Annotated in this window: 23 protein-coding genes and 2 tRNA genes; 11 read left to right on the top strand and 14 right to left on the bottom strand. The window is 69.7% G+C overall.

Features of this window, described 5'->3' with window-relative positions:
* Positions 1–17 precede the first annotated feature (17 nt).
* Genes ACFWNN_RS10290 through ACFWNN_RS10275 form a run of 4 tightly spaced genes read left to right on the top strand, consistent with a single transcriptional unit; the run spans position 18 to position 2,476 of the window.
* Positions 18–380, top strand: coding sequence for a hypothetical protein (locus ACFWNN_RS10290; protein WP_382439579.1), 363 nt, complete (start codon positions 18–20; stop codon positions 378–380).
* Positions 377–508 (top strand): hypothetical protein, encoded by a 132-nt coding sequence (locus ACFWNN_RS10285; RefSeq protein ID WP_382439578.1) that lies wholly within the window; start codon positions 377–379, stop codon positions 506–508. Before ACFWNN_RS10290 ends, ACFWNN_RS10285 begins: the two co-directional genes overlap by 4 nt.
* A gap of 4 nt (positions 509–512) precedes the next feature.
* Positions 513–1,184, top strand: a complete 672-nt coding sequence (locus tag ACFWNN_RS10280) for a response regulator transcription factor (protein WP_382439577.1) — start codon at positions 513–515, stop codon at positions 1,182–1,184.
* Positions 1,181–2,476 carry a histidine kinase dimerization/phospho-acceptor domain-containing protein gene (locus ACFWNN_RS10275; protein WP_382439576.1) on the top strand — a complete coding sequence of 432 codons (1,296 nt, stop codon included), beginning with the start codon at positions 1,181–1,183 and terminating at the stop codon, positions 2,474–2,476. Before ACFWNN_RS10280 ends, ACFWNN_RS10275 begins: the two co-directional genes overlap by 4 nt.
* A 1-nt stretch (position 2,477) precedes the next feature.
* Here ACFWNN_RS10275 and ACFWNN_RS10270 read toward each other — a convergent pair whose 3' ends face one another.
* Both ACFWNN_RS10270 and ACFWNN_RS10265 read right to left on the bottom strand, forming a co-directional pair.
* The gene (locus ACFWNN_RS10270) at positions 2,478–3,338 is read right to left on the bottom strand and encodes an exodeoxyribonuclease III (RefSeq protein WP_382439575.1); all 861 of its coding nucleotides are present in this window, start codon (positions 3,336–3,338) and stop codon (positions 2,478–2,480) included.
* A 24-nt stretch (positions 3,339–3,362) separates the two neighbouring features.
* Positions 3,363–4,502, bottom strand: coding sequence for an MFS transporter (locus tag ACFWNN_RS10265; RefSeq protein ID WP_382439574.1), 1,140 nt, complete (start codon positions 4,500–4,502; stop codon positions 3,363–3,365).
* Between the two features lie 54 nt (positions 4,503–4,556).
* On the opposite strand from ACFWNN_RS10265, the gene ACFWNN_RS10260 reads away from it, so the two are divergent.
* Complete coding sequence (locus ACFWNN_RS10260) at positions 4,557–5,288, top strand: AraC family transcriptional regulator (RefSeq protein ID WP_382439573.1); 732 nt, start codon at positions 4,557–4,559, stop codon at positions 5,286–5,288.
* Here the strand turns inward: ACFWNN_RS10260 and ACFWNN_RS10255 are convergent.
* Positions 5,285–5,986: an SDR family NAD(P)-dependent oxidoreductase gene (locus ACFWNN_RS10255; RefSeq protein WP_382439572.1), complete on the bottom strand. Its 702-nt coding sequence runs from the start codon at positions 5,984–5,986 to the stop codon at positions 5,285–5,287. The genes ACFWNN_RS10260 and ACFWNN_RS10255 overlap by 4 nt on opposite strands.
* Before the next feature lie 111 nt (positions 5,987–6,097).
* On the opposite strand from ACFWNN_RS10255, the gene ACFWNN_RS10250 reads away from it, so the two are divergent.
* The gene (locus ACFWNN_RS10250; RefSeq protein WP_382439571.1) at positions 6,098–6,652 is read left to right on the top strand and encodes a TetR/AcrR family transcriptional regulator; all 555 of its coding nucleotides are present in this window, start codon (positions 6,098–6,100) and stop codon (positions 6,650–6,652) included.
* Between the two features lie 196 nt (positions 6,653–6,848).
* Here the strand turns inward: ACFWNN_RS10250 and ACFWNN_RS10245 are convergent.
* Positions 6,849–6,926, bottom strand: a tRNA-Ile gene (locus ACFWNN_RS10245).
* 109 nt (positions 6,927–7,035) lie between these two features.
* On the opposite strand from ACFWNN_RS10245, the gene ACFWNN_RS10240 reads away from it, so the two are divergent.
* Positions 7,036–7,497: a GNAT family N-acetyltransferase gene (locus ACFWNN_RS10240; RefSeq protein WP_382439570.1), complete on the top strand. Its 462-nt coding sequence runs from the start codon at positions 7,036–7,038 to the stop codon at positions 7,495–7,497.
* Here the strand turns inward: ACFWNN_RS10240 and ACFWNN_RS10235 are convergent.
* Both ACFWNN_RS10235 and ACFWNN_RS10230 read right to left on the bottom strand, forming a co-directional pair.
* Positions 7,452–8,312 carry an oxygenase MpaB family protein gene (locus tag ACFWNN_RS10235; RefSeq protein ID WP_382439569.1) on the bottom strand — a complete coding sequence of 287 codons (861 nt, stop codon included), beginning with the start codon at positions 8,310–8,312 and terminating at the stop codon, positions 7,452–7,454. The two genes, ACFWNN_RS10240 and ACFWNN_RS10235, sit on opposite strands and share 46 nt — an antisense overlap.
* Positions 8,313–8,381: 69 nt before the next feature.
* Positions 8,382–8,454, bottom strand: a tRNA-Asn gene (locus ACFWNN_RS10230).
* Positions 8,455–8,598: 144 nt separating this feature from the next.
* Between ACFWNN_RS10230 and ACFWNN_RS10225 the strand changes: the two genes are divergently transcribed.
* A complete protein-coding gene (locus tag ACFWNN_RS10225; protein WP_382439568.1) occupies positions 8,599–8,871 on the top strand; it encodes a hypothetical protein in 273 nt (90 codons plus the stop codon).
* 6 nt (positions 8,872–8,877) lie between these two features.
* Here ACFWNN_RS10225 and ACFWNN_RS10220 read toward each other — a convergent pair whose 3' ends face one another.
* Genes ACFWNN_RS10220 through dnaG form a run of 3 tightly spaced genes read right to left on the bottom strand, consistent with a single transcriptional unit; the run spans position 8,878 to position 12,032 of the window.
* On the bottom strand, positions 8,878–9,618 hold the full coding sequence (locus ACFWNN_RS10220; protein ID WP_382439567.1) for a trans-aconitate 2-methyltransferase: 741 nt from the start codon (positions 9,616–9,618) through the stop codon (positions 8,878–8,880).
* Between the two features lie 24 nt (positions 9,619–9,642).
* Complete coding sequence (locus tag ACFWNN_RS10215; RefSeq protein WP_382439566.1) at positions 9,643–10,143, bottom strand: hypothetical protein; 501 nt, start codon at positions 10,141–10,143, stop codon at positions 9,643–9,645.
* Positions 10,143–12,032: a DNA primase gene (gene dnaG / locus ACFWNN_RS10210; protein ID WP_382439565.1), complete on the bottom strand. Its 1,890-nt coding sequence runs from the start codon at positions 12,030–12,032 to the stop codon at positions 10,143–10,145. Before dnaG ends, ACFWNN_RS10215 begins: the two co-directional genes overlap by 1 nt.
* Positions 12,033–12,058: 26 nt before the next feature.
* On the opposite strand from dnaG, the gene ACFWNN_RS10205 reads away from it, so the two are divergent.
* Both ACFWNN_RS10205 and ACFWNN_RS10200 read left to right on the top strand, forming a co-directional pair.
* Entirely contained in the window at positions 12,059–12,931 is an 873-nt protein-coding gene (locus tag ACFWNN_RS10205; RefSeq protein ID WP_382439815.1) for a sigma-70 family RNA polymerase sigma factor, read from the top strand.
* Between the two features lie 120 nt (positions 12,932–13,051).
* Positions 13,052–13,681: a dioxygenase gene (locus ACFWNN_RS10200; protein ID WP_382439564.1), complete on the top strand. Its 630-nt coding sequence runs from the start codon at positions 13,052–13,054 to the stop codon at positions 13,679–13,681.
* Position 13,682: 1 nt separating this feature from the next.
* On the opposite strand, the gene ACFWNN_RS10195 is transcribed toward ACFWNN_RS10200, so the two are convergent.
* Together ACFWNN_RS10195 and ACFWNN_RS10190 are read right to left on the bottom strand one after the other, a co-directional pair.
* Positions 13,683–14,495 (bottom strand): class I SAM-dependent methyltransferase, encoded by an 813-nt coding sequence (locus ACFWNN_RS10195; RefSeq protein ID WP_382439563.1) that lies wholly within the window; start codon positions 14,493–14,495, stop codon positions 13,683–13,685.
* A 4-nt stretch (positions 14,496–14,499) separates the two neighbouring features.
* Complete coding sequence (locus ACFWNN_RS10190; protein ID WP_382439562.1) at positions 14,500–15,057, bottom strand: carboxymuconolactone decarboxylase family protein; 558 nt, start codon at positions 15,055–15,057, stop codon at positions 14,500–14,502.
* An 82-nt stretch (positions 15,058–15,139) separates the two neighbouring features.
* Here ACFWNN_RS10190 and ACFWNN_RS10185 point away from each other — a divergent pair, with 82 nt between their 5' ends.
* Positions 15,140–15,316 (top strand): hypothetical protein, encoded by a 177-nt coding sequence (locus ACFWNN_RS10185; RefSeq protein ID WP_157512840.1) that lies wholly within the window; start codon positions 15,140–15,142, stop codon positions 15,314–15,316.
* Here ACFWNN_RS10185 and ACFWNN_RS10180 read toward each other — a convergent pair.
* The 3 genes from ACFWNN_RS10180 to ACFWNN_RS10170 form a co-directional block, all read right to left on the bottom strand.
* Positions 15,313–15,831, bottom strand: a complete 519-nt coding sequence (locus tag ACFWNN_RS10180) for a Scr1 family TA system antitoxin-like transcriptional regulator (RefSeq protein ID WP_382439561.1) — start codon at positions 15,829–15,831, stop codon at positions 15,313–15,315. The genes ACFWNN_RS10185 and ACFWNN_RS10180 overlap by 4 nt on opposite strands.
* A 67-nt stretch (positions 15,832–15,898) precedes the next feature.
* On the bottom strand, positions 15,899–16,417 hold the full coding sequence (locus ACFWNN_RS10175) for a hypothetical protein (RefSeq protein WP_382439560.1): 519 nt from the start codon (positions 16,415–16,417) through the stop codon (positions 15,899–15,901).
* Positions 16,414–17,418 (bottom strand): serpin family protein, encoded by a 1,005-nt coding sequence (locus ACFWNN_RS10170; protein WP_382439559.1) that lies wholly within the window; start codon positions 17,416–17,418, stop codon positions 16,414–16,416. Before ACFWNN_RS10170 ends, ACFWNN_RS10175 begins: the two co-directional genes overlap by 4 nt.
* Between the last annotated feature and the right edge of the window lie 5 nt (positions 17,419–17,423).

The raw sequence follows: 17,423 nt of genomic DNA, 5'->3' as shown, positions 1-17,423 counted from the left end.
GGTCATCGTTCTGTGCCATGAACATTTCGCGAATCGGTGGGCTGGTGGCGGGACTGCTGCTGCTCGGCGCGGGGACCGCGTCGGCGCAGGAACCGATCACGATCAGCCCGGAGAAGGTCCAGAAGATCTGCTCGGAGCGCGTGCCGAGGGTGGAAGCCAAGGTCAAGGCGCTGACGGACAAGATCAACGGCACCGCGGAGACCCTCGGCTCGAAGAAGTGGATCGAGCAGAAGTCCGCCGACGCCCGCAAGAACGGCAACACCGCGCGGGCGGACGTGCTGGACGCCCGGCTGAAGCTGCGCGACGCCCAGCTCGTGAAGATCGCCAAGGCGGGCGAGCGGGTCGCCAAGTTCAAGACCGAGCACTGCGGGTCGAAGTGAGGTGGGTCGCCGCGGTCGTCCTGCTGTTCGCCCTGACGGCGTGCCGGGGCGAAGAGGCGCCCAACGACCTCGATGATGTGGAATCTACGTTGAACAGCATCGAGTCGGACCTCAACCAGCCGGGGTGAACGCGTGGAACGTGGCCTGGTGCTCGTCGTGGAGGACGAACCGGCGATCGCCGAGCTCGTGTCGCTCTACCTGCGGCGCGACGGCTTCGGCGTGCACCTGGAGTCCTCGGGAGACGCGGCACTGGCCGCGGTCCGCGCACTCTCGCCCGTGGCCGTCGTGCTCGACGTCGGTCTGCCGGTCATGAACGGCATCGAGGTCTGCCGGGCGATGCGGGCTTCGGGCGACTGGACACCCGTGTTGTTCGTGACGGCGCGTGACGACGAGGTCGACCGCCTGCTCGGGCTGGAGCTGGGCGCCGACGACTACATCACCAAGCCTTTCAGCCCACGCGAGTTGGCGCTTCGCGTGCGCACGGTGCTGCGTCGGTCGTCCGGTGTCGTGTCGGACGTTCTGCAGGTGGGTTCCATCCGGCTCGATGTGGGCGAACGGCGTGCGTTCGCCGGTTCGGCCGAGGTCGCCTTGACGTCAACGGAGTTCGGATTGCTCTCGTACCTCATGAAGAACCCACGTCAGGTGTTCTCGCGTGAGCAACTCCTCTCCGCCGTGTGGGGCTACTCGTCCGTTGCCGGCACACGCACGGTGGACGTGCACGTAGCCCAGCTGCGCGCGAAGTTCGGTGCTTCGAGTCCTATTCGGACGGTGCGAGGCGTCGGCTACTCGGCGGACGCCTCATGAACCTCGCGGGCAGAATCGCGTTGCTGTGCCTGGGAGTGGCGTTCGTGGCGGTGTCCGTGGCGGGCTTCGTCTCGATCCGCCAGGTCACCACCACCTCCCAGCAGGTGAGCCAGGAGTTCCTGCGCGCGCAGGCCGACGTCGTCGCGCCGCAGATCTCGAACAACCGCGTGGAGCAGATCCTGGAGGGTCAGGGCATCGCGATCGTCCGGATCACCGCGTCGGGTGACGTGACCGGCGCCGACCGCGCGGCCGTGCGAGCGGTCCGGTCGATCGACTACCAGCGCGTCCTGTCCGGCTCTGCCGCGTCCGGGGTGAGCGGCCGTCTGAACGTGGAGGCCCGTCCGTCGGGGGCGGGCGGCTTCGCCCTGGTCCAGCAGACCGAGAACAGCGGTACCTACCGCAAGCTGATCCGCAACATCCTCCTGGCGCTGACCGTGGGCCTGGCCGTCGCGGTCCTCGCCGGCCTGGCCCTCGGCACCTTCCTGGCCCGCCCGCTGCGCCGGGTGGCCTCCGTCGCGCACGCCATGGCGGCGGGCCGCCGGGACCTGCGCGTTCCTCCCGTCGGCACCCACGAACTGGCCGAGGTGAGTCACGCGATCAACTCCCTGGCGGACGCCCTGCACCGCAGCGAGTCCCGCCAGCGCGACTTCCTGCTCTCCGTCTCCCACGAGCTCCGCACCCCGCTGACCGCCGTGACGGGCTTCGCCGAGTCGCTGGCCGACGGCGTGGTCACCGGCACCCAGGTCGCCCCCGTCGGCACCGTGATCCTGGACGAGGCCCGCCGGTTGGACCGCCTGGTCACCGACCTGCTCGACCTGGCCCGGCTGGGCGCCGACGACTTCAGCCTGGACATGGCCACCGTGTCGCTGGAACCCGTCGTGCGCTCGGCCGCCGAGGTCTGGCACGCCCGCTGCAATGCACGCGGTGTGCAGTTCTCGCTGGAGGTGTCGTCGTCTCCGGTCGTACGCGCTGATGCCCGCCGTCTGCGTCAGGTGATCGACGGCCTGATGGAGAACGCGCTGCGCGTCACGCCCGCCGGCCTGCCCGTGGTGCTGTCGCTGTCGTCCGTGCTGGAGGTGCGCGACGGCGGGCCGGGGCTGGCGCCCGAGGACTACCCCGTGGCGTTCGACCGCGGGGTGCTGCACGCGCGCTACCAGGAGACGCGGCCGGTGGGGACCGGCGTCGGGCTCGCGCTGGTGCACGGGCTGGTGACGCGGATGGGCGGCACGATCGTGGCGGGGCCTGCGGCGGAGGGCGGCGCGGCCTTCACCGTGACGCTGCAGCCCGCCTGAGCTACTTCGCCTGGGGCAGCTTGACCTTCTTCTTCGACCCCGGCGACGACGGTGGCGGCACCACGGGCCCGATGTCGCCGTCCGGCGCCTCGTCCAGGTCCACGATCACCGGCGCGTGGTCGCTCGGCCCCGTGCCCTTGCGGGCGTGCCGGTCGATCCACGCCGCCTTGGTGCGCGGCGCGACCGACTCCGACGCCAGGATCAGGTCGATCCGCATGCCGAGGTCGCGGTGGAACATGCCGGCGCGGTAGTCCCAGTAGCTGAAGATGCGCTCGTTGGGCCACCGTTCGCGCACCACGTCGTGGAAGCCCAACGACTCGATGGCCTGCAACGCGGCGCGTTCGGGTTCGGTGACGTGGGTCTGGCCGATGTAGGCCTCGGGGTCGAACAGGTCGGCGTCGGCGGGGGCGATGTTGATGTCGCCGCACACCAGGGCGTCCGCCGGTCCGGCCTCCAGGACGTCGCGGAGGGCCGCCAGCCATTCGAGCTTGTACTTGTAGTGGTCCGATTCGGGCTCACGGCCGTTCGGGACGTACAGCGAGTGGACGCGCACGCCGCCGCACGTGGCTGCCACGGCTCGTGCCTCCACGTGCGGGAAACCCGGTGCACCGGCCACGCCGACGGCGACGTCCTCCAGACCCACCTTGGACAGCAGGGCGACGCCGTTCCACTGGGTCTCGCCGAAGAGCGCTACCTCGTAGCCGCGTTCCTTCAGGGCGTCGCCGAGCAGCGCGGTGAAGGCGTCGTCGGCCAGCTTGGTCTCCTGCAGGCACACGACGTCAGGCTGCCGCTGGTCGAGCCACGGCAGAAGCCTCGGCACGCGCTGCTTGACTGAGTTCACGTTCCACGTCGCCACTCGCACGCCGTCAACCGTAGTCACCGGCACTCAAGCCCGCATCGAACCCGGTGAGCGCAGGCCGCGCGCCGCGACCGCCGCGACGACCGGCATGAGCACCAGCGACAGCAGGCCCCACCGCAGGTCGGAGGCACCGGCGATGGCGCCGACGACCGGGGAGCCGAGGCCGCCGATGCTGACCGCGAGGCCGAGCGTGACGCCGCTGGCCGTGCCCACGCGGTTCGGCAGGTAGTCCTGGCCAAGAGTGACGTGCAGCGAGAACGGCACGTAGAGCGCCACGGCCGTGAGCGCCACCATCAGGTACACGGCGGGTCCGGGCACTAGTGCGACGCCCGCGACAGCAGGCACCGCCAGTGCGTACGAAACCTGTAGTACGCGGACACGCCCCCATCGTCCGGCCAGCACACCGCCCAGCAACGTGCTCGCGGCACCGGCCCCGAACAGCACCACCAGTGCCGCCGCTCCGGCCGCCGGACCACCGCCGACCCGCTGGGTCACCCAGATCGCCAGGAACGTGCCGAGCCCGAACGTCACCATCGACCGCGCCACGATGATCACCGTCAGCCTGCTGAACTGCCCCCAGTCGTCCCGCCCCTCTCTTGTTGTGGCCGCTGCCGACGCACCGTGCACCCCGCGCAGCGCGGCGAGCGTGAAAGCACCCCCGACCAGCGCGGGAACGGCCAGCAGGGGACTCCACGCCAGCCCGCCGAACGCCAGCACGGGCGTCACGAGCACGGGCCCGAGCGCGAACCCGACGTTGCCGCCCACCGCGAACCAGCTCATGCCGACGTGGCTGTCCTGCGCGACGCGGCGCGCGAGCCGGGCCGCCTCCGGGTGGTACGCGGCGACGCCGAGCCCGGACAGCGCGATCGCGAGCCACGTCAGCACGTACGAGTCGCTCAGCCCGGACAGCCCGACGCCCACCCCGGCGAGCGTCATGCCGAGCGGCACCAGCCACGGCACCGGGCGCCGGTCGATCAGCACGCCGAACAGCGGCTGCACCACCGACGACAACAGCGTCGCGGCGACCGTGATGCCGGCCGCCGCGAGGTAGCTGTAGCCGCGTTCGAGCACGAGGAACGGCACGACGGCGGGGACGGCCCCTTGGTACAGGTCGTCCACCGCGTGGCCGGCGACGAGGACGGACATCCGCCAGCGGGAGTTGGTCACGTGCTCGATCGTGGCCCCGCCCCGGCGTTCCCGATTCCGATAATCTGCCGATGTATGTCGAATTCTCGCCACATGCCGGCGGCGCCGACCACGAGCCGCGACCTGGCGGCCACCGGTGGCGTCACCGCGCACTGGCACGACGAGCACCAGATCGTCTACGCCAGCCGCGGCGTCGTGGCCGTGCACACGGAGACGTCACGCTGGATCGCGCCGGTGCACCGTGCGTTGTGGATCCCCGCTGGCGCCGTGCACTCCCATCGCGCGTACGGCGTCACACGGCTGCACTTCCTCGGACTGACGCAAAACCCGTTGAAGCTCAACGAACCCACAGCGCTGGCCGTCTCACCACTACTACGTGAGCTGCTCATCACCTACACAGAGCTCACCGACCGAGAAACCCCTGCGGGCAAACGAATGCGTTCGGTGCTCCTCGACCAACTCGCCACCACAGCCGAACGCCCGGTCCGCGTCCCCGCCGCCCGCGACCCGAGACTCGCGACCGTGTGCACCGCGCTCGAGACCGACCCCTCGGACAACCGCGGTCTCGAAGCGCTCGGCCGCGAGGCGGGCGCGAGCGGCAGGACGTTGACGAGACTGTTCCGCGACGAGATGGGCATGACGTTCCCCCAGTGGCGCACCCAACTGCGCCTCTACCACGCCCTGCGCCTGCTCGCCGAGGGCAAGCCCGTCACCACCGTGGCCCTGCGCTGCGGCTTCGCCAGCGCCAGCGCGTTCATCGACGTGTTCCGCCGCTCGCTGGGCCACACCCCCGGCTCGTACCTCTAGAGCACCGAGAAGATCTCCTCGGCCCGGTCCCGCTGCACGAACATCCGCCACGCGGTCTCGGCGATCTCGTCCGGGTCCAGCGTCTTGTCCGCCAAGCCGCCGAACTGATCGGGATTCGCCTTCACCACCTGGTGGATGTCACTGCGCCCGATGACACCGCCGATCGTGAGCGTCCCCGCGTACACGCCCTTCTCGGCGAGCGAAGCGTTGAGCGTCACCGCGTAGTTGCGAATGGCCGCGGACGACAACGCCAGCGCCCCCAGCACCGGCATCGGCTGCACCGAGCTGAGCCCACCGGCGAACAACAAGCCACCCCCGCGTTCGATCACACCCGGCAACACCAGCTGAGTGATGTCGATCCCCGCGTACACCGAGTCCATCGCGGCCCGCACCTCGTCGGACGTCGTCGCCGAGATCTCGGGCGGCAACACGTCCATGTTGATGGCCGCCGGCCCGTAGTACAGGACGTCGACCGGCCCGACAGCGTCCAAAGTGGACTTCACCTGCTCGCGGTCGAACAGGTCCACCGCGAACGCCCGAGCCTTCACCCCGGCCGCGGCCAACTCCCCGAGAAACCCGGCATGCCGCTCACCGCGCCGCGAAATCAACACGACCTCGTACCCCTCGCGCCCGAACCGATGCGCGATGGACATCCCGAGCCCAGGACCCGCCCCGAGCACAACCGCCGTGGGAGACATGACTTCCGTCCTTCCGAACGCTAATTCGAGGCAACCCTCGACTTACGCCCGCCGACGCTACCACAAAACTTGAGGGCACCCTCGACTTAACCGCCCCGTACTATCCCGCACATGGTCACCGCGTCGAGGCCCCTGCGTGCGGACGCGGCACGCAACAGGGAGAAACTGCTGGCAGCAGCCACCGAACTGTTCGCGGAACGCGGCCTCGACGTCCCCACGGAACACATCGCCCGCCGCGCGGAAGTCAGCATCGGCACGCTCTACAAGCACTTCCCGACCCGCGAGGACATCGTGGAGGCGATCTTCCCCGACCGCCTGGCCGCCCTCGACGTCATCGGCGACAAGGCCCTGGCCGACGACGACCCGTGGCACGCGTTCACGACCTACCTCGAAGACCTCTACGGCCTCCAGGCGGAAGACCGCGGCCTCAACGACATCCTGGCCCGCGACCTCCCGAACGCACCGGAGGTCGTCACCGCCTGCCACCGGGGCGCGGGCCACGCCGAGATCCTGATCATGCGCGCCATCGCGGCCGGCACTCTCCGCGCCGACTACTCGATCACCGACATGGCCACGCTCACCCGAGCCATGGCCCAGGTGATCCGGGACTCGCCCGGCGAGTGGCGCCGCTTCCTGTCGATCTACGTCGAAGGCCTGCACGCGTAGGGCCCGATAGCAGTTCAGGCAGGCGCCGACGACCGATGCGGTCCGCGCGTGCTGTCCACCGATGCCGCCTCGCGTCCGGCGGCCCCAGGGCCGTTCGACCTGGCCACGACCTCGCGGTCACCCCGGCGTCATGGACGACGGCATGGACAGGTGATCGCTCGTAGACCCTGAACGCCACCGTCCGTGCCGGCCGGATTGGTGGGGCAGGTCGGATTCGAACCGACAACCTGACAGATTATGAGTCTGCTGCTCTGACCGGTTGAGCTACTGCCCCCTCGCAGGCCACGAGTCCCCCGACCCGCTGACGCTGCGTGGTGGAGGATACCGATCACGCCGAACGGGCCTTGCGCGCCCCCGTGGCGAGCGACACATAGGCTGGGCGCGTGCGTTTGACCCTCCGCGACTTCACCCCGGCGGACGAGCCCGAGGTGCTGCGGCTGTTCGCCGACTGCGACGACTGGTTCCAGGCCGCGACGGGCCACCCGTCCGGGCCCGGTGACGTGCAGGGCCTCTTCTACTCGGTGCCGGAGGGGGCCTCGTTCGAGCAGAAGCACCTGCTGGTGGCGCAGGCCGAGGGCATGATCGGGTTCGTGGACCTCACGATCGACCACCCCGCGCCCCACCAGGCGAGCATCGGGTTCTTCCTGGTGCCGAAGGATCTGCGCAGGTGGGGCATCGGCCGGGAGATGACCAGAAAACTCCAGGAGCGCTTCCCCGGCGTCACACAGGTGCACGTGCGGCTCGACGACTTCAAGCCCGGCACCGAGTTCCTCAAGGCGATGGGGTTCGTGCTCAACGGTCAGCGGGCCGTGCTGGAGATCGCGCCAAGGTCCGACGGCCGGTAGCCGCGCGGGTAGCCCGGGTAGGTGCGGTTCGGGGTGCTGGTGAGCTTCAGGACCTTGCGGACGGGCAGGTGGCGCACCACGAAAGCACGGAACCTCAGCGCACGCCGCCCCACCGCACCCACCCACGCCGGGGGTGCCGCGAAGCCGAACGCGCGCACCATCAGGGGATCCAGCATCCCGACCACGGCGCGCGAGACCACCGGACGCGCCACGGACGGGTACCAGGAGCAGAACAGGTCGAGCGTGTACTGGCCGATGCGGCGGTTCGACGGCGCGTACACGAAGTGCTGACGTTCGTACGCGGTCTTGAAGGCGAGGAACTCGTCGTAGCCGGCCGGGATGTCGCGGATGCCCATGCGGGCGCCGACCGCGCGGTAGAAGTGGAACGCGGCCAGGCGCTCGACGGCGGTCAGCGGGCGCCAGCCGTACGCGGAAATCCACTCGATCGGGTCGTAGATGAACGTCGACAGCACGTAGAGCATGTCGTCGTTCGAGATGTCGTAGCGGCCGTGCTGGCGGTTCACCACCCGCAACGCCTCGCGGCCGCGCGGGGAGTCGTAGCCGTGCTCGACCAGCTCGGCCATCAGGATCGCGGTGTCGTCGTAGCGCTTCTGGGGGCGGCGGGCGAACTCGCCGGTGCGGTCGAGCAGGCCGGAGATCGTCGGCACGCAGTACGTGCGGAACAGCGCCAGCTCCAGCGACTTCTGGTAGTCCCACGGGAACTCCAGGCCCGCGGAGATGCGCAGGATCTCCTCGTGGTCGGTGACCGGGTCCAGCGACGAGATGCGGCGGAGGTTCGCGAAGCGGGCGGCCATCCACCCACGCTGACCCACACCCGCCGAAAGCAAAAGACCCCAGTCGGTGGACTAGGGTCTCTGCGGAAGCTCCCCCAACTGGACTCGAACCAGTAACCCTGCGATTAACAGTCGCATGCTCTGCCAATTGAGCTATGGGGGAATGTTCTGTTGTGTCTTGCCTGTCAGGCTTGGTTCCTCCTGACAGTGGGTAACTCTACATGAGCCTCAAAAGGGGTTTTGCAGGCACCCCCCGCTTTGCGGCAACATGGGCTCTGACCAGGCACGATGCGAGAGGAGAAGCCACATGAAGGGCATCTTGGTCGGTGTGGCCATCGGCTACGTGCTCGGCGCGAAGGCCGGGCGGGAGCGTTACGACCAGATCGTGCGCCTCTGGCACCGCTTCATCGAGAACCCCACCGTGCGCAGGACGGCGGCGCAGGCGAAGGACAAGGCGTTCGAAGCCGCAGTTCAGGCCAAGGATCTTGCCGCCGACGCGGCGGAGAAGGCCGCCGAGAAGGCGCCGTGGCGACACCAGGACGAGACCAACGGAAAGGTCACCACGCCGCCCCGCTTGTGACGGGCTTCACACCTGGGCCACCGCGAAGATCCTCCTGAACGGGAACCACGTGGTGCCGTCGGCTCGCCGCGGGTACGCCTCGCGCAGCCGCGGCGCCAGTTCCGCCCGGTACGCCTCCCAGTCCTCAACGGACAGTGCGGCGCGCACCGGGCGCAAAGCCGTGCCGGTGACCCATTCGAGCACCGGATCAGGGCCGTCCAACCGCTGCACGTACGTCGTCTCCCAGACGTCCACAGTGGAGCAGTCGCCGAGCAGGTCCGCGTACGCCACGGGGTCCAGCACCGGCTTCTCCGCCCGGAAGACGTGCTCCAGCGACGCTCCGGCGACCTCGCGGATCAGCCGGTGCGACGGGTCCCGGTAGTTGCCGGGGACCTGGAACGCGAGCCACGCGCCGGAGGACAGCGCCGACAGCCAGGAGGACACGACCGCGGGATGCGACGGCACCCACTGCAGGACCGCGTTCGACACCACGACATCGGTGTCGGGCAACGGTTTCCACGTCGTCACGTCGTCCACCCGGGCGTCCACGCCGGCCGCTTGGGCCGCCTCGACCATCTCAACCGACGAATCGAAGGCCTCGATGACCGCCGACGGCCACCGCGACGACAGCGACGCGGTCAGGTTGCCGGGCCCGCAGCCCACGTCGACGACACGACGCGGCGACGAAGCCCGCACGCGCCCAACGAGTTCGTAGAACGGCCGCGCCCGGTGATCGGCGAAGGCCAGGTACTGCGCCGGATCCCACATGCGGCTAACAGTACACGCGTACTGCTAGCCCGCAAGCCTCGTGACGAACGGCCCCACGGCCTCGCGCACCGCCGCCAGGTCCACCCCGGCGTCGCCCCGCGCCTGCCACACCACGCCGTCTTGACCGGGGATCTTGCGCTGCAGGATCCACACACCAGGCGACTCGACGCGTTCCCGCGCCCGGATCGACCCCTCGACGCGCTGGCTGATCGCCCTCATTACCCGATCCGGCCGGTCGACCTGGAACCGCACGGCGGGAAGGTCCTCGAGCAGCACCACGGGCCCCTCGGCGGAGGCCTCGACGGCCTCCACGACCCGCAGCGAGCCCTCCCACTTGACCTTGCTGACCAGGTGCCAGCCGATCCGCCGCGGCGGCTCCTCCGGCACCCACAGCCCGAGCGACGTCACCACGAGGTGCCCGCCGGACGCCACCGGGGCGAACGCGATCACGGTCTCGTCCTTCTCCAACTCGCCCGCGAACCCGTCGGGCGCACCGTCGCCGAACAACCGCCTGAACAGCCCCACTACAGCACTCCAGCGCTCTGCTGCAGGAGCGCCTTGCGGTACTCCTCCAGCGCCACCAGGTCGCCCCACAGCGCCCGGTACTCGTCGGCGTCCTTGATCGGGGACAGCCGCCGCAGCCGCGACTTCACGTCCTCGACCTGCTTGCCGACCTGCACCTCCTGCAGCCGCGCGATCACCATCGACACGTAGCGGAACTCGTCGTTCTGCTTGACCGCCAACGGTTCCACGGCGAGCTCGGTCAGCACCGACCGCACCGACGCGTGCGAGCACGCCTGCGAGATCGCGTCCAGGTACGCCGTGCCCGCGAGACCGCAGGACGCGCCACCGGCGTCGCGGATCGCCCGGTGCAGCGCGACGTACGCGGGGTCGGTGAAGGACTCGTCCGGCAGCGAGTCGTACAGCGGGCCCGCGTACTCGGGCAGCCGCAGCGCGATCTTGAGCACCTCGCGTTCGAAGATCAGCTTGGGGTCGCGCGGGCTCGGCCGGGCCGGGCCGTCGACCTCCACGCCGAGTGCGATCTGGTTCGGGTCGACGCGCTGCGCCACCGCGACGGGCGCCTTGCCGCCGGCGGTCTGCCGCACCCGGCGCACGACCATCGCCTCGTCGTCCCAGCCCACCCACCAAGCGAGCCGCGTCGCGTAGCCGTCGCGCTTGGCGCGGTCCTTGATCTGCGCGACGAACGGCACCATCTTCTTCAACGCCTCGACGCGCCCGTCCACGGAGTCGAGGTCGTACGACTTGAGCTGCGCCTTGATCGCGAACTCGATCAGCGGGATGCGCCGCGCCACCAGGTCGCGCACCGCCACGTCGCCCTTGTTCTGCCGCAGCTCGCACGGGTCCATGCCGTCCGGCGCGACCGCGATGTAGGTCTGCGCGGAGAACTGCTGCTCCCCCTCGAACGCCTTCAGCGCGGCCTTCTGGCCCGCCTCGTCGCCGTCGAAGGTGAAGATGACCTCGCCGTTCACGTCGTCGTCGATCAGCAGCCTGCGCAGCACGTTCATGTGGTCCGAGCCGAACGCCGTGCCGCACGACGCGACCGCCGTCGGCACGCCCGCGAGGTGCATCGCCATCACGTCGGTGTAGCCCTCGACGATGACCGCCTGCTTGCGCTTGGCGATCTCCCGCTTGGCCTGGTCGAGCCCGAACAGCACCTGCGACTTCTTGTAGATCATCGACTCGCTGGTGTTGAGGTACTTCGCCTGGATCGGGTCGTCGTCGAAGATCCGGCGGGCACCGAACCCGACGACGTCGCCGCTGATCTCCTTGATGGGCCACAGCAGCCGCCGGTGGAACCGGTCGATCGGCCCCTGCTTGCCCTCCTTGACCAGCTGCGACTTGATCAGCTCCGCCAGCTCGAAACCACGTCCGAGCAGGTGTTTCGTCAGCTTGTCCCAGCCGCCGGGCGCGAAGCCGCAGCCGAACTGGCGCGCTGCCGCCTCGTCGAACCCGCGCTCGGCCAGGAACTCCCGCGCCGCCTGCGCGTCCGGCGTCTTGAGCTGCTCGGCGTAGAACTCCTGGGCCGCCTTGTGCGCCTCGATGAGCCTGCTGCGGGTGCCCCGGTCGCGCTGGATCGTCGCGCCGCCGCCCTCGTAGACGAGCTGGATGCCCGCGCGGTCCGCCAGCCGCTCGACGGCCTCGACGAACGACAGGTGCTCGACCTTCATCACGAAGGCGATCACGTCACCGCCCTCGCCGCAGCCGAAGCAGTGGTACGTGCCGTGCGACGGGCGCACGTTGAAGGACGGCGACTTCTCGTCGTGGAACGGGCACAGCCCCTTGAGTGCGCCGCCGCCCGCCCGTTTCAGCGAAACGTGGTCACCCACGACCTCGTCGATGCGGCTGCGCTCACGCACCAACGCGATGTCGCTCTCCCTGATGCGTCCTGCCACGTCCCCGAGTCTAATCCCCTGGCAAACTGCCGACCGTGACCACCGCTGACGTCTTCGGACTCCACCGGACGCACCTGATCGGCGTCGCGTACCGGCTGACCGGCAGCATCGCCGACGCCGAGGACGCCGTGCAGGAGGCCTGGCCGCGGTTCGCGAAGGCCGAAGGCGTCAACGACGCGCGGGGCTGGCTCACGACCGTCGTCAGCCGCATCTGCCTCGACCGGCTGCGCTCCGCCGCCGTGCGCCGCGAGACGTACGTGGGCTCGTGGCTGCCCGAGCCGTTGCTCACGACCGGCGAGGAGGACGACCCGCTGGCGAGCGTGGTGCGGTCCGACGGCGTGCGTATGGCGGCGCTGGTGGTGCTCGACCGGCTCACCCCCGACCAGCGGGTGGCGTTCGTGCTGCACGACGCGTTCTCGTTGCCGTTCAACGAGATCGCGCAGGTGCTGGGCGTCTCGGAGGCCTCCGCGCGCCAGCACGCGTCCCGGGCGCGCAAGGCCGTCGCGGACGCCGACCCGCCACCCCGCGCGGCGCTGGCCGAGCAGCAGGAGGTGCTGGAGAAGTTCATGCGGGCCATGGCGAGCGGCGACCTCGACGGCGTGCTGGCGTTGCTGCACCCGGACGCGGTGATGATCGGAGACGGCGGCGGCAAGGTGCGCACGGCCGTCAACACGGTCTCCGGCGCGGACAGGGTCGCCCGCTTCTTCTTCGGTCTCATGCAGAAGTACGGCTTCCCGGAGGTGCACCGGCCGGTGTTCGTCAACGGCGAACTCGGTTTCGCGATGCCGGCGTACGGCGAGGTGACCGCGCGTGTGACGACGTTCACCGTGCACGAGGGCAAGGTCGCGGCCGTCTACGACATCGCGAACCCGGACAAGCTGACGCACGTGGCGTTCTGACGCGGGCTTTTGGTCTGGACCGTAACTGGAGCCGGGAACGGCGTGCTGGCTAACGTCACCCGGCGTCGGTCCAGCCCAAGCCCCCTGCCGCGGGTTGCAACCACCACCCGGAGTCCGCTCATGCCCGAACAAGACGTCCCCTCGCGCCGGTCGTTCCTCGCGACCACCGGCGCGGCCGCCGTGGTCGCCCTGACCGCCGCCGGCACCACCACCGCCCGCAGTGCCCCGCTCCCGCTCACCCCGACCTGCGTCGATGACGACGACACCCCGTCGAACATCGAGGGTCCCTACTTCAAGCGGAACTCACCGCAGCGCACGAACCTGCGCACGCCCGGCGTCACCGGGATCGTGCTCAGCATCACCGGCTTCGTCTACACGATGAAGTGCCAGCCGATTCCCGGAGCACTGCTGGACTTCTGGCAGGCGGACGACCGGGGCGTGTACGACAACACGACGTTCAAGATGCGCGGCCACCAGTTCACCAACGCCTCCGGCGCGTACGTGCTGGAGACGATCGTGCCGAAGGACTACCCCGGCCGCACCCCGCACATCCACGTCAAGGCGCAGCCCCGCAACGGCCGGATCCTGACCACGCAGCTGTTCTTCCCGGACAACCTCAGGGCGTACGGGATGAACGTGGCCTACCTGAACCGGCGCGACGCCTACCTCGACCGCGAGTGCGAGATGGAGCTCGGCCCGCTCGTCGGCAACCGCTACACCGCGAGGTTCGACTTCGTGCTGGAAGCCTGACTCACCACCGCATCCGGAGCAGTTTGCCGACGTCGCGGAGCTTCGGCACCGCGCTGACGACCTTCATCTGGATCCTGCCGGACCTGGGCAACGCGTCCAGGTGCGGCAGGTCCACGCTGCGCCAGGAGTCCACTGTGGTCAGTCCGGCGCGCAACTCCTCGATCTCACGTGGATCGTCGACGCCCCAGTGCAACGTCGCGCCCGCGTTCTTCACGGCGGGCACGAGCTTCTGCAGCTTGATCCCCCACGGCCCGTAGACGTCGAACAGCAGCTCACCACTGGCGAACTTGCTCGTGATGCGCCTGATCAGCGCGTGCCCCTCCGCCTGCGTCAGGTACATCGACAGGCCTTCGAACACCGCGGCCACCGGCCGGTCCGCGGGCACCTCGGCGAGCCACGCGTCCTCCGTGACCGACGACGCCACCAGCCGGTAGTCGCCTTGGGGCTCGGGCAAGAGCTTGCGCCGCAACGCAACGACGTCCGGCATGTCGACGTCGACCCACCGCACGGTGTCCGGCCGTTCGAGACGATGCGCGCGCGTGTCCAGGCCACAGGCCAGATGCAGCACGGTGCACGTCGGTTCGCGCTGGAGGAACTCGCGCGTCCAGTCGTCGAGCACCCGGCCGCGGATGGCGACGCCGACCGCGCTGGTCGTGTTCATCCCGGTCTTGCCGAAGTCGTAGTCGATGCGGTCGACGGCGCGCTTGGCCTCGTCGTCGTGCAGCACGGACGCCGGCCGCACGCTGTCGAGGGCCCGCCCGTAGAGCGTGGCGAGCATGGTCTCCTGCGCACCCGTCAGGGTGATCTTCTCCACTCCCCTAGTGTGTCGGGACGCGGCAGGCGTCACCACTGGTGAATCCCTGGTCCTTGATGTCGAACGCGCTGTTGAACCGGGCCCGCTGGTTCTCCAGCGCGATCTGGTAGGTCAGCGCGATGAGCTGCTTGCGTCCCATCAGCTGCTCCAGCTCGGTGACCTGCGCGTCCGTGACAGCGACCGGCGTCTCCGTCATGGCGTCGGCGTAGGCGAGCGCCTTGCGTTCGAGGTCGGTGAACAACGACGAGGTGGCGTACTCGTCGATGTGCTTCAACCGCTCGATGTCCAGGCCGCCGTGCTTCATCAGCATGGCGCCGAAGTCGACGCACCACGAGCACCCGAGCTTCACCGCCGTCCGGTAGACGACGAGCTCGAACAACGGCCCGTGCACGGCCTTCTTGACCGCCAGCTCGTGCCGTCCACTCGCGATGAGCACCTTCGGGTGATGCGCCATCACGGTGAGCGGCTCCGGCACGGCCCCGAACTCACGCCGCGCGAACCAGTACACGGCCCTGAGCAGCAGGCCCGCGTCCTTCTTGGCAACTCCCTGAATCCTCGTCATGCCCACTGGACGAGGCAGCCCGCCAGAACGTGACACCTTTGGGTGACTGGGGCCCGAGCCGCTCTACTCATAGGGTCCCTGCATGAGCAACGACTTCGTGCTGGACATCGACCACGAGTCGGCCGGCCTGCTGGCGGGAACGCTGCTGGCAGGCGACTCGTGTGCGGTTCCGGTGCGACACCAGAACGTCAAACTGCTGCTGTGCGCGCTCCCCGGCGAGGACGGCATGCGCCTCTTCCTCCGCCGCAACACGCCCTAGCGGTCGTACCGCGCCACGTACTCCATGAGCACGTCCCGGGACCGTTCGTTGTCGAGCGCCACGGCGTGCATGCGCTGGAAGATGGCCACGGCCCGTTCGACGGTCTCGGTGTCACTGGCGAGCGTCCAGTTCGCGAGGTAGACGAGCGGCGGCTCGTGCTCGTACTGGATGAGCGCGTAGTCGAGCCCCACCGCGGCCGCCCCACCCGCACTGGCCGGCACGATCCTGATCGACGGCGCGTGGAACAGCAGGTGCAGCACCTGGTCCTCCATCAACCGATCGCCCCCGACCACCGTGTTCAGCGCGTACTCGTGGATGAAGAACACGCACTGCGGCAGCACACCGTCGCGTTGCAGCTCCGGCGACGGCGCGAGCCCCAGCGCCCCTGCCAGCGCCTTCGCGTAGCACTCGGTCCTGAGCAGGACCGGGATGGTGACGCCGCTGAAGCAGGTGATGCGCGTGGCTCCCGCCGCGGCGAGCACGACGAGCTGCTCGCCGGCACCGTGCTGGGTCATGCGCAGAACGGTAAGGCCATGATCATGATCTCGCCGCGCGAAACGCTCGCCCATCAGGGCGAACGGTTCACGGACGGGCGACTTGCGCGAGGAAGTAGATCGCCTTCGAGGTGGTGTGCCGCACGGCCGGCAGGAACGGCCGGTCGACCCGCACGACGACCGGGTCCGGCGAGAGGCCGCCGAGGTCAGCGGCTGCTCCAGCGAGGAGTCCGGTAGCAGCACCAGCGCCTCCGGTCCGCCGTCTCCCAGGCGATCTTGAGGTAGTGGGCGTTGACGATGACCGCGCCCTCGTACCGCAGGCCGGCGGGGAGCAGTTGGGGATCAGGCCGCGAGTCGTGTCGGCGACGTCGGCGTTGATGATCCAGCGCGCCGCGGTGGAGTCCGAGAAGTCCGTCCGGCGCACCGAGGACGCCAGCGCGAAGCCGGGGTCCTTCGTCGGCCCACAACGTGTTCGTGTTCGCGACAGCGAGGTCCCGGAGCCGGCGAGCGGCCGTCGGGTCGAACCCTGCGACCGGCAGGCGTTCACGTCCGGCGCGGGCACGGCGGTTCGGTGCAGGTCGAGCGCGATCGCGGTCTGGTCGGTCACGGGCGGGCGACCTGCGCGAGGAAGTAGATCTCGCCCGACCGCGCGTGCCGCACCGCGAGCAGGAACGGCCGGTCGACGGTCACCACCACCGGGTCCGTCGGGATCTCGAACGACACCGTGCGGAACGTGATGGCCGTGGCCGCCGCGCCTTCGAGGCCCTCCTCGTCGAGGCGCAGCACGGCCTCGTGCACCACGTCGTCGACGAACATCCGCTCGTCCGGCGACAAGCCGCTGAAGTCGGCGTCGCGCCGGAACATGCGCTCGACGCCGAGCCGCCGCAACGTGCTCTTGAGGTTGAAGCGCGCTCGAACGTCCACTGTGGGCAGTGAGAGTTCGAGCCGGGTGAGGGTGCGGGCGTCGAGTGCGGACGGGGGAAGCGGCTGGTCCAGCGAGGTGTCCGGCAGCAGGATCACGGCCTCGACGCCGGAGTCGGCGGGCAGCACGATCGTCTGCCAGCCGTCCTGATGCGCGTAGCGGAACTTCTCGGTGACGGTCATCGTCGGCACGTCGACGTCGCCGCCGGGCGCGTGGAACGGCTTCGGCGCGGTCTCGCCGGCGAGGAAGGGGTTGAGCCAGCCGACCTTGAGGTACAGGGCGTTCACGATGATCGCGGCGGCGTCCGGGGGCGGCGGGTCCGTCAGCAGTTCGGGGATGAGGCCGCGGGTGGTCTCGGCGACGTCGGTGTTGACGAGCTTGCGGACCGTCGCGGGGTCGGAGAACGCCGTGCGGCGCACGGAGGCCGCCAGCGAGAAGTCCGGGTTGATCGTCAGGTCGTCGTCGGCCCACAGCGTGTTCGCGACGGCCAGTTCGGGCACGTCGCGGGCGGCGGTGGGGTCGAAGCCGCCGAGCAGCGCGTCGAGTTCGGCTCTGGTCTCGCCGCGGGCGGCCTCGCGGGCCAGGGCCAGCGCCGAGGCCACGGAGAACGGCGACCAGCACGCGTTCGCGGTGTGGTCCGGGACGGCGACGCGGTGCAGGGTCAGGGCGAAGTCGTGGGCTGCCACGCCCC

Origin of the sequence: Lentzea sp. NPDC058450 (assembly GCF_042721395.1) — a bacterium.
Taxonomy (GTDB): Bacteria; Actinomycetota; Actinomycetes; order Mycobacteriales; family Pseudonocardiaceae; genus Lentzea.
This window is presented reverse-complemented; position numbering and strand designations above follow the sequence as displayed.